The organism is Martelella sp. (assembly GCF_984369615.1).
On the sequence record NZ_CFHTCS010000522.1, the window covers coordinates 1 to 2272 of the forward strand.

The 2272-nt window shown below is 58.5% G+C and carries 2 protein-coding genes and 1 pseudogene; all 3 read left to right on the plus strand.

The window, feature by feature from the left end; translation table 11 throughout:
- Window positions 1-374, plus strand: a 374-nt coding sequence (locus AC5DC2_RS23185) for a DbpA RNA binding domain-containing protein (RefSeq protein WP_491700192.1), incomplete at its 5' end; no start/stop codon positions are given.
- A 54-nt stretch (window positions 375-428) separates the two neighbouring features.
- Window positions 429-1157 carry a DctP family TRAP transporter solute-binding subunit gene (locus AC5DC2_RS23190; protein ID WP_491700193.1) on the plus strand — a complete coding sequence of 243 codons (729 nt, stop codon included), beginning with the start codon at window positions 429-431 and terminating at the stop codon, window positions 1155-1157.
- Between the two features lie 179 nt (window positions 1158-1336).
- A pseudogene (locus tag AC5DC2_RS23195) lies at window positions 1337-2211 on the plus strand (IS3 family transposase); the annotation flags it as partial.
- Between the last annotated feature and the right edge of the window lie 61 nt (window positions 2212-2272).

The window sequence follows — 2272 nt, forward strand, 5'->3', positions numbered from 1 at the left end:
TGCAGGACGGCGTATGGTTCACCATCTCGCTCGGGCGCAAGCAGCGCGCCGATCCGAAATTCCTGCTGCCGATGATCTGCAACGCCGGCGGCGTGACCAAACGCGATGTCGGCAAGATCAAAATCGATGACACCGAAACCCGTTTCGAAATTTCCGCCGACAAGGCCGCCGGCTATGCGAAACAGATCAAGCAGCCGGGCAACCTCGAAAGAGGCATCATGATCGCGCCGGCCGGTGAGATGCGCGAAAAGCCGAGACAAGCGAAACCGAAATTCAGGCAGGACGGCAAGCCGACCCGCAAACCCCAGGCCCCATCGGCCGATCGCGGCAAGACGTCGAAACACAAGAGCCGCAAACCGAAGCGCCCAGCCTGATCGGCGCGTGCTCTGCGCCCCGAAAACTGGAGGGAAGTCGGGGCTCAGGTCAACATCGTCATGAGCGGTCTGAACAATTTCACCGGCATGATGCCCGAACTCGGCGGACTGATGCTGCCGTTCATGATCACCGATCGCGATCAGGCCTACGAAGTCTATGACGGGCCGATCGGTCAGGAAGCCGCCGCCGAATTCGAAAACTTCGATCTCAAGGTTCTGGGTTTCCCGGAAAACGGTTTCCGCGAAATCACCAATAACCGCGGCCCGATTGTCGAGCCGAAGGATCTTGAAGGCCTGCGCATGCGCACCAACAACTCGGAGGCGCTCAATGACATGTTCGCGCTGCTGAAGGCCAATCCGCAGCAGATCCCGGTCGCGGAGCTCTACACCGCTCTGGAAACCGGCGTTGTCGATGCACAGGATCACCCGATCACCATCGTGCAATCTTTCAAGTTCTACGAAGTCCAGAAATACCTGTCGCTGACCAACCACTCCTATGCCGCGCTGGTGCTGGCGATGAACGGGAAGAAATTCGCCAGCCTGCCGGAAGACCAGCAGGAAATCATCATGAAGGCGGCCAAGGTTGCAGTCGACTATGAACGCCAGCTTTCCAAGGACAGCGAAGCATCGATGATCGCGGACCTGGAAAAGGAAGGCATGGTCGTCAACAGCGATGTCGACCGTCAGGCCTTCCAGGAGGCCGTCAAGCCCGTCTGGAAGACCTTCACCGACAAATATGGCGACACGCTCGTCAACAAGGTCCAGGCTGTCACGACCAAGTGACGCGGGCTAGGCCTGATGTGCAGGTGAGTGAATCTGCAGACAGGCCAGAACATCTCTTTTCGCTTTCCTTGCACGTAAATCCTCCGGACATCGGTCCGGGGGGTCTGCTTCCAGGGCTCAATTTCAGGCTCGGATTGACCTGCCCGCTTGCGTTCCACGTTCAATTTGAGAGTCTGCGCTTTATCCGGTGCGCTCGGCAAGGCGGGATTGCTGGTGGACAAGAAATGATCGACCGCGAGCACAAATTGTCGGTCGCACGCCAGGCGAAGCTTCTCGGCTTCAGCCGTGGAAGCGTCTATTATCTACCCCGTCCGGTGTCCAACGGCGATCTGGCCTTGATGCGGCGGATCGACGGGCTGCATCTCGATTACCCGTTTGCCGGAAGCCGGATGTTGCAAGGGCTTTTGAGAGGAAAAGGGTTGGAAACCGGGCGGCTGCACGTCGCCACGCTGATGAAAAAGATGGGCATCGAGGCGATTTACCGCCGCCCGAACACGTCGAAACCGGCGCCTGGGCACAAGGTCTATCCGTATCTGCTGCGCAAGTTTGCCGTCACCAGACCCAACCAGGTCTGGGCCATGGACATCAGCTACATCCCCATGGCGCGGGGATTTGTCTATCTCTGCGCGGTCGTCGATTGGTTCAGCCGGAAGGTCTTGTCGTGGCGGCTGTCGATCACGATGGAAGCGGACTTCCGCATCAAAGCGGTCGAGGAGGCACTTGCTCATTACGGCAAGCCCGACATCTTCAACACGGATCAAGGATCGCAGTTCACATCCATCGACTTCACGGCGGTGCTGAAGAAAGCCGGAATCGCCATCTCAATGGACGGCAAGGGTTCTTGGCGGGACAACGTCTTCGTCGAGCGGCTCTGGCGGTCGATCAAATACGAGGAGGTCTACCTCCACGCCTACAAGACCGTGTCCGAGGCCCGCGCTGGCATCGGCCGCTACCTGACCTTCTACAACACCCGACGCCCGCATTCGTCCCTTGACCGGCAGACCCCGGATCAGGCTACTTCAACGCGCTGAAACCAATGAACGTGCCAGCATAAGCGAGGCGGAAATCCACTTAGCAAAACGCCCGAAACTGTTCAGACAAACCGAGCCAACTCT